The organism is candidate division KSB1 bacterium (assembly GCA_022562085.1).
Taxonomy (GTDB): domain Bacteria; phylum Zhuqueibacterota; class Zhuqueibacteria; order Oceanimicrobiales; family Oceanimicrobiaceae; genus Oceanimicrobium.
On sequence record JADFPY010000219.1, the window covers coordinates 1 to 7,683 of the forward strand.

7 protein-coding genes are annotated in these 7,683 nt (G+C 48.2%); all 7 read left to right on the forward strand.

What is annotated here, in order from left to right; genetic code table 11:
- Positions 1-1,190 (forward strand): ergothioneine biosynthesis protein EgtB (egtB, locus tag IH879_15900; protein ID MCH7676411.1); only part of this gene is annotated, 1,190 nt, incomplete at its 5' end.
- A complete protein-coding gene (locus tag IH879_15905; GenBank protein ID MCH7676412.1) occupies positions 1,187-2,149 on the forward strand; it encodes a TIGR04348 family glycosyltransferase in 963 nt (320 codons plus the stop codon). The genes egtB and IH879_15905, both read left to right, overlap by 4 nt.
- Positions 2,150-2,393: 244 nt before the next feature.
- On the forward strand, positions 2,394-3,383 hold the full coding sequence (selD, locus tag IH879_15910; GenBank protein ID MCH7676413.1) for a selenide, water dikinase SelD: 990 nt from the start codon (positions 2,394-2,396) through the stop codon (positions 3,381-3,383).
- Positions 3,384-3,559: 176 nt separating this feature from the next.
- The gene (locus IH879_15915) at positions 3,560-4,111 is read left to right on the forward strand and encodes a YceI family protein (protein ID MCH7676414.1); all 552 of its coding nucleotides are present in this window, start codon (positions 3,560-3,562) and stop codon (positions 4,109-4,111) included.
- A gap of 78 nt (positions 4,112-4,189) precedes the next feature.
- The gene (locus IH879_15920; protein ID MCH7676415.1) at positions 4,190-5,047 is read left to right on the forward strand and encodes a putative selenate ABC transporter substrate-binding protein; all 858 of its coding nucleotides are present in this window, start codon (positions 4,190-4,192) and stop codon (positions 5,045-5,047) included.
- On the forward strand, positions 5,047-5,700 hold the full coding sequence (locus tag IH879_15925; protein ID MCH7676416.1) for an ATP-binding cassette domain-containing protein: 654 nt from the start codon (positions 5,047-5,049) through the stop codon (positions 5,698-5,700). The genes IH879_15920 and IH879_15925 overlap by 1 nt, the downstream gene beginning before the upstream one ends.
- Positions 5,691-7,181 (forward strand): ABC transporter permease, encoded by a 1,491-nt coding sequence (locus tag IH879_15930; GenBank protein MCH7676417.1) that lies wholly within the window; start codon positions 5,691-5,693, stop codon positions 7,179-7,181. Before IH879_15925 ends, IH879_15930 begins: the two co-directional genes overlap by 10 nt.
- Positions 7,182-7,683 lie beyond the last annotated feature (502 nt).

The window sequence follows — 7,683 nt, forward strand, 5'->3', positions numbered from 1 at the left end:
GGGAGATCGGGCACGTCATCTTCTTTCATGAACTCTTCGTTTTGCGTCAACTCGGGGAGAAGAAACTTCTGCTCAAAGGCGCCGAGGAACTCTACGACTCCTTTGAAGTAGTCCACGATGATCGCTGGCAACTGCTGCTGCCAACCAGAGAAGACACTCTGGCTTACGCTCAAGAAGTGCAGGATCGGATGATCCAGCGACTCGAATCACATGAGCCGTCAGCCAAAGAAACCTACCTTTATTTACTGGCTCTGCTTCATGAAGACATGCACGATGAGGCCTTTACCTACACTCGTCAAACTTTGGAATATCCGCAACCGAAGTACTCCACAAATCACACCGCAGACAAATTTGAAGTAGGCGCAGGACCCTTGCCAGGCGATGTTGAAATCCCCGGCGGGACTTATATGCTTGGCGCCGTCCCCCAGCAGCCGTTCGTTTTTGATAATGAGAAATGGGCTCATCCGGTAGAAGTGAAGCCTTTTAAAATCGCGCGCGCTGCTGTCACCAACTCAGAGTTTGCCGAATTTGCGGATGCCGGTGGTTACGAGCGGGAGGAATTCTGGAGCTACGGCGGCCGCACCTGGCTCAAAAAATCCGGGGCAAAGCAGCCGGTTTACTGGAGACAGGATGGTAAAAACTGGCAGCGACGGCATTTCGATACTTGGCTGCCCCTGGAAGAGAACCGGCCTGTGATCCACATTAATTGGTATGAAGCCGAGGCCTTTTGTAAGTGGGCCGGACGCCGCTTGCCGACCGAGACAGAGTGGGAACTGGCAGCCAGCGCAGAGCCCGCCAGCGGCGTTCAAAAATCGGAAAAACGCCTCTACCCCTGGGGAAACGAACCTGCCACCCCTGAGCATGCAAATTTGGATTCAAATTTTGTAGGTTGTGTCGATGTAGGCGCCTTCGCCAAGGGAGATAGCGGTTTTGGCTGCCGTCAAATGATCGGCAACGTTTGGGAGTGGACTGCTTCACCATTCTACCCGTTTCCGGGATTCATCGTGGATCAACCGTACAGAGAATATTCGGCGCCGTGGTTTGGCTACAATAAAGTCTTACGGGGCGGCTGCTGGGCAACGCGCTCTCGCCTCATCCGAAACACCTATCGTAATTTCTACTTGCCGCATCGCCGGGATGTGTTTGCAGGCTTCCGCACTTGTGCTGAAAATGATCCAAACGGCAAATGAGAATAACTTTAATCACACCAACACCTAAACATTCACGTACGGGTAACCGGATAACCGCCCTGCGATGGGCGCGGATGCTGAGAAAGCTTGATCACAAAGTCAACATAGAAACTGAATTTAACGGAACCCAATCTGATGTAATGATTGCCCTGCACGCCCGACGCAGCCATTCCTCCATTGTGCGTTTTCGGCAATTGAACTCGACTAAGCCCTTGATAGTAGCGCTAACGGGCACGGATCTCTATCATGATCTACCACAGAGCCGGGATGCACAAAAATCACTTGAGTGGGCTGATCGCCTGGTGGTGCTGCAACCCCTTGCAATCGAAGAGTTGCCGGAAGAGTTTCGCAGCAAGACCAGAACCATTTACCAATCTGCAATTAAGCAGGACAGACGAATTAAAAAAAAAGAAAAGACGTTTGATGTATGTGTGCTCGGTCATTTGCGGCCCGTAAAAGATCCGTTCCGCGCGGCGCTTGGAGCTCGGAGCTTACCCAAACCCTCTCGAATTCGGGTCCTGCAAATTGGAGCGGCTCTGGGGCCTGAAATGGAACAAACGGCTTTGGCAGAAATGAAAACTAATGCCCGTTACCGCTGGCTCGGTGAAAAACCGCGCTGGCAAGCTCGGAGAATTTTAGCAAGCTGCCGGCTCCTGGTGCTTTCTTCCCAAATGGAAGGGGGCGCCAACGTCATCTCCGAGGCCGTGGTAGCAGGCGTGCCAATTTTGGCATCGAACATTTCCGGTTCCGTGGGCCTTTTAGGGAAAGATTATCCCGGCTATTTCTCAGTTGGAAACACGGATCAGCTTCGGGAACTTCTTTTGAGAGCCGAGAGCCAAGGGGAATTTTTGTTTGAACTCCAAGCTTGGGGAGAACGATTGCAACATCTATTTGAACCAGAAACGGAACGAAACGCTTGGGGAAATTTATTGGATGAATTATGTGTTAGCTTAAATTGAGCTTGGGCTGCCCAAAAAACGCCAATGCCATTCTGAGCCCAGCGAAAAATCTTTTTTTTGTGTGTAGGAGCAGGAGATTCTTCGCGCTGCGCTCTTCAGAATGACGGATTTGTCGACTTCTTGGACAGCCGCAATTATACTATATTAATACTTACCCGGAGCGTCCCTAAATATGGCTTCAGAAGAAAAAACAGACGGGTACACGTTAACCGGTCTGGCAAAAACGTGTGGTTGAGCTGCCAAAATAAGCCCGGTCGGGCTTGAGAAACTTTTGGCGGTATTACCAAAAAATCACGATTCTAACCTGCTCGTGGGTTTTGAAACCAGCGACGACGCCGCGGTTTACCGTATAAACGATGAGCTGGCCATCGTGACAACGGCGGACATTATCACGCCGCCGGTAGATGATCCCTATCTGTTCGGCCAGATTGCTGCCGTCAATTCCATCAGCGATATTTACGCCATGGGTGCGACGCCCACTACTTGCTTGAACTTGCTTGGCTTCCCATCGAAAAAACTCGGGCCGGAAATCCTGCAGGGTATCGTGGAGGGGGCGATCAGCAAAATTAATGAAGCAGGGGCGGTGCTGGCTGGCGGCCACACTTTCGATGATGATGAACCCAAATTCGGTTTATCGGTCACCGGGATGGTGCATCCGCAAAAATTTTGGCGCAACGCCGGCGCGCAGCCCGGTGATGTTTTGATTTTAACCAAGGCCATCGGTAGCGGCGTCATTTTTAACGCCAATTTGAAAAAATGGGTCTCGGCGCCCGCTCTCGAACAGTGTTTGCAAACTCTGACAACCTTAAACAAAACCGCCGCAGAAATCATGCAGAATTATGAGATTCATGCGGTCACCGATGTCACCGGCTTTGGTTTGGCGGGTCACGCTCTGGAAATGGCTAAAGGCTCCGGCGTTACTTTGGAAATAAAAATTTCGGAAGTGCCAATCTTAAATGAAGCTTTGGAGATGTACGAAAAAGGCATGAGTACCGGCGTAAACGCTTCCAACCGTGCGCTGGTTGAAAAAGTCACGCGCTTTGAAAAGACTTTGCAGCCCTGGAACGAAGAGATTTTTTATGATCCGCAAACCGGCGGCGGACTTTTGGCTTCCGTGCCGGAAGCTCACGGTCAAGCCCTACTCAACACGCTTCACAATAGCGGCGTGGAGAAAGCGCGGATGATCGGAAACGTGAAGCAGCTGGTTGATTCGAATTATTTGGTTTTTGGGTAGAAATAGGTGAAATCCTTTTTGTTTGAATAACTACACCGAATAGGTTTCACGGTTACTAAGGAATATTGGGAAATAATTGTTACGACGAAACCATCCATCGATTGCATTTTTCTTTTGAGACGGTAAGTCAGTAATTTAAATACTTTTTGAACTCTAACAATCATCGGAGGAAACCAATGCCAAAATGGACCTTTGAGCCCGGCCACACGGCCGCGGCGTTCTGCGTCAAACACATGATGGTAAGCTGGGTGCGCGGCCATTTCAAGAATCTGAACGGTACCATGGAATTTGATCCGGAGAATCCTGCTAATTCAGCTGTGGAAATAGAAATTAATGCCAACGAGCTTTGGAGCGGTGACTCCTCCCGCGACGACCACCTGCGTAGCGCAGATTTCCTGGATGTCAAAAATCATCCCAAAATCACATTCAAGGGCAACCAGATCGACATCAGTAGCGCAAATGAGTTTAAAGTCACCGGCGATTTAACTATTCGCGGCATCACTCGTACGGTAACTTTAGACGTACACTACTTAGGACAATGGCAAACGCCTTTTTGGGAAGACGGCGTTGACAAAGGCCCGAAGACTCGTGCCGGATTTTTGGCGGAAACCCGAATTAACCGCCTCGATTTTGGGGTGAGCTGGAATGACAAGTTGGCGGTAGGCGGTGTCGTAGTAGGCAGCGATGTGCTCATCACCATCGATGTGGAAGCGATTTTGGAAGAATAAATTTACGAAGCCTTCGAGGTTTCCTAACTAAAAATAGCAAATTAATCTTTAGTCATTTCGAATCAAAAGAGGGTTGGGATGAAATGTTTTTTTACCTTATTTATTATTTTTTTACTTTCTATTTCCTCTGCATTTTCCCAAACATTTCGCTTCACCGCCATCCCGGATGAAAATACCGAGCGCTTACAAAAACGATTCAACAAAGTAGCGAAATATCTTTCCGAGCAACTGAACGTAAACGTGAAATACGTTCCGGTCAAATCCTACAGCGCTTCGGTGGCGGCATTTAAAAATGACCAGGTGCAATTGGCCTGGTTCGGTGGCCTTTCCGGTGTTAAAGCCCGGCGCTCTGTTCCGGGTTCAGTGGCAATTGCGCAGGGAGAAGAAGATTTGCAGTTCGTCACTTACTTTATCGCACATGCAAGCACCGGAGTAAAATTGTCCAAAGAATTTCCGGCGGAAATAAAAGGCCACACTTTTACGTTCGGGTCCAAAGGTTCCACTTCCGGACGTTTGATGCCTGAGTTTTTTATCCGGCAGCATTTCAAAAAAGAACCGAATAAGATTTTCAAACGCGTTGGCTTTAGTGGCGATCATTCAAAAACCATTGCGCTGGTGCAATCCGGAGGCTATGAGATTGGGGCCCTCAACTTTAAGGTGTGGGAAAATGAATTGAAAGCCGGCAACATCGACACCAACAAGGTGCGGGTTATTTGGAAAACCCCCACTTATCCCGATTACAATTGGACCATCCGCGGCGATGTGGGAAGAAAGTTCGGCGAGGATTTCATTCAAAAGGTTAAAGACGCCCTGATCAATCTTTCGGACCGCGAGGTGCTGGACTCATTTCCGCGCCAGCGTTTCATCGAGGCCGACAACTCCACGTATGGCGCCATTCTTGAAACCGCTATTATCATTGGAATTATTGAGAGCTAATGATTCGTCTTGAAAACGTAAGCGTTTCTTACAAAGATAAACCGGTGTTGAAAAACATCTCTCTTGCCATTCGGGAGGGAGAAAAAATCGCGCTGATCGGCCCGAGCGGCGCCGGCAAAACAACTCTGCTGAGAAAACTTTATGAGCTTGAGCAAGATGGCGCGGCTTTTATTCATCAAGACTTCGCGCTAGTGTCTCAGCTTTCCGCCTTCCACAATGTTTACATCGGACGTCTGGATCAAAACGGTACCTTTTACAACATACTGAATCTCATCAAGCCGCAGAAGCAGGAAATAGAGCATATTTCTTCGATCTTGCAAAAATTAGGCATGAAGAACAAAATGCATGAGCGCGTCGCCAAGCTCTCAGGAGGAGAGCAGCAGCGCATAGCCGTCGCGAGAGCGATTTTCAAAGGCAGTAAGTTGCTGCTCGGCGATGAACCCATTTCATCCGTTGATCCTCACCAATCCGATAACATTTTGAAATTACTCAAGCAAGCGGCGCAAACGGTAGTGGTTTCCATGCATGATGTGCAGTTCGCCCTGAAGTTTTTTGAGCGTTTTGTCGGTCTAAGCCACGGCCAAATCCATTTTGACCTGCCCGGCAAAAAAGTCAGTCAATCTTTACTCACAGAGCTTTATCAATCTTGCTAAAGGCAAGTTTAGCTTTTCTCGCCGTCGCGCTTTTCTGCTTTATCTTCGCCGACATCGAAATCACCACACTTGACCCCTGGTTTGAATTTCAGAGGATGATCACCGGGGCTTTAACGCCGGACTTTTCCGTCCTGATTGAATTCCGCAGCGCTCTCCTCAACACGGTCACCTTTGCATTGTGCGGCATCTTCATCGCCGTCATATTCGGTACGGTTTTAGCGCTAATGTTTCATCTCATCGTGGTCCGCTTGTTTTGCGCCTTCATTCGCGCCATTCACGAAATTTTTTGGGTGTTTATCTTATTGCCGATTGTGGGTTTAAATCCCATCTGCGGAGTTCTGGCGATTGCCATTCCTTACTCCGGCATATTTGCAAAAGTTTACGCCGAAATTTTACAGGAAGCCGATCAAGGGCCGCTCAAGGGTCTGCCGCCAAAGAGCAATCCCATCAGCAAGTTTGTTTACGGTGTTCTGCCGGTTATTTATGCAGACATTAAGAACTACACGGCCTATCGATTCGAATGCGCATTACGCTCCAGCACGGTGTTGGGCTTTATCGGTCTGCCGACCCTCGGCTTTTACCTGGAGACCGCGTTTCGCGAAGGGAACTACTCTGAAGCCGCCGCCATGCTTTTCAGTTTTTATCTTCTCATCGCCTCGCTGAAATACTGGCTCAAACCCAGATTAGTGCCGGTTTACGTTGGTGCCGCCTTTGTCTTGATTTCCAAAGAGGTCTCCCTTTCGTGGGCAAATGTGAGCCGTTTTACTTACGAAATCCTGCCCTGGCCCATGCGGCGGGAGGGATTTCTTAGCGGAACAAACGAGATCGTTTTTCCTTTTGAAGAGGTACGAGCGTGGGTCATCAACATATTTCAGAACGAGGCTCTGGACGGAATCTGGCAAACGGCGGTCTTAACCCAGATTGTTCTGGTGGCCACGGGTCTGTTTGCTTTGGTTGGATTTACCACCATCAGTCGCACGTTTTTTGGCGCGTTTTTCCGGCGAATTTCCCACTTTGCGCTCATCGTCATCCGCACAACTCCAGAGTACATTTTAGCCTACGTCTTTCTGCAGTTGTGGGGACCTTCCATGCTGCCGGCCATTTTTGCTATTGCTTTGCACAACAGCGCGATTTTAGCATATTTATCCGGCCAAAACGCCAACTTGATCGAACTTAGACTTGATGCGCCAAGAAAAAAAATGAATCGCTATTTTTTTGAAGTCCTGCCGCGAATTTACGGCCAGTTTCTGGCTTTTCTTTTTTACCGCTGGGAAGTGATGATGCGGGAGTCCGCCATCCTCGGTATTTTGGGAATTTATACTCTGGGCTTTTTCATCGACAGTGCCATTTCGGACGACAAGCTGGACAAAGCCGTGCTCTTGATCGTGATCACCGCGCTGCTGAACATGCTCATCGATACCATTTCGCAGATCGTTCGGCGACGGCTTAAGGTTTCTACTAAATTGGTGACCTCGTATTAAGCGACCCTCCATACTTTCCGAACAGCTTGTTTGCCTTTTTTGCGGCTTTCATGTGAATTGTCACCGACAATTCACATGAAAGCCATAGACAATACGGGATGACAATATATCACTGTTACCAAGTTTTACGTACTCCAAATTGTTATCTACCTGGATTTAATTCAATAAACGCGTTCAAGGGAGCACCGCCCTGGCGTCGGGTATAGTCGTTCTTGGAAATACACACACCTCTTTTTTGTTCTGTACGGGGCCCTTTCACAGTTGCTTTCACAAACTTTTGAACTAAAAATGTGACTGAATATAAGTGTAAGTTTTGGTGAAAATTGTTTATACAAAATTAAGGATTCAACCGGATTCAATCGGTGCTGAACTACAAATAATACATAATCAGTGAAATCTCTTCATTGTATATAATTGTATATATATATACAATATGATGAATGATATAATAGGGTGTAGAGCATCTGGGTAGTGTTCGCTTATATGTCATGAAACATGCAAA

Coding starts and splice junctions, on each gene's coding strand:
- IH879_15905 (MCH7676412.1), top strand. CDS start 1,187: ATGAGAATAACTTTAATCACACCAACACCTAAACATTCACGTACGGGT.
- IH879_15915 (MCH7676414.1), top strand. CDS start 3,560: ATGCCAAAATGGACCTTTGAGCCCGGCCACACGGCCGCGGCGTTCTGC.
- IH879_15920 (MCH7676415.1), top strand. CDS start 4,190: ATGAAATGTTTTTTTACCTTATTTATTATTTTTTTACTTTCTATTTCC.
- IH879_15925 (MCH7676416.1), top strand. CDS start 5,047: ATGATTCGTCTTGAAAACGTAAGCGTTTCTTACAAAGATAAACCGGTG.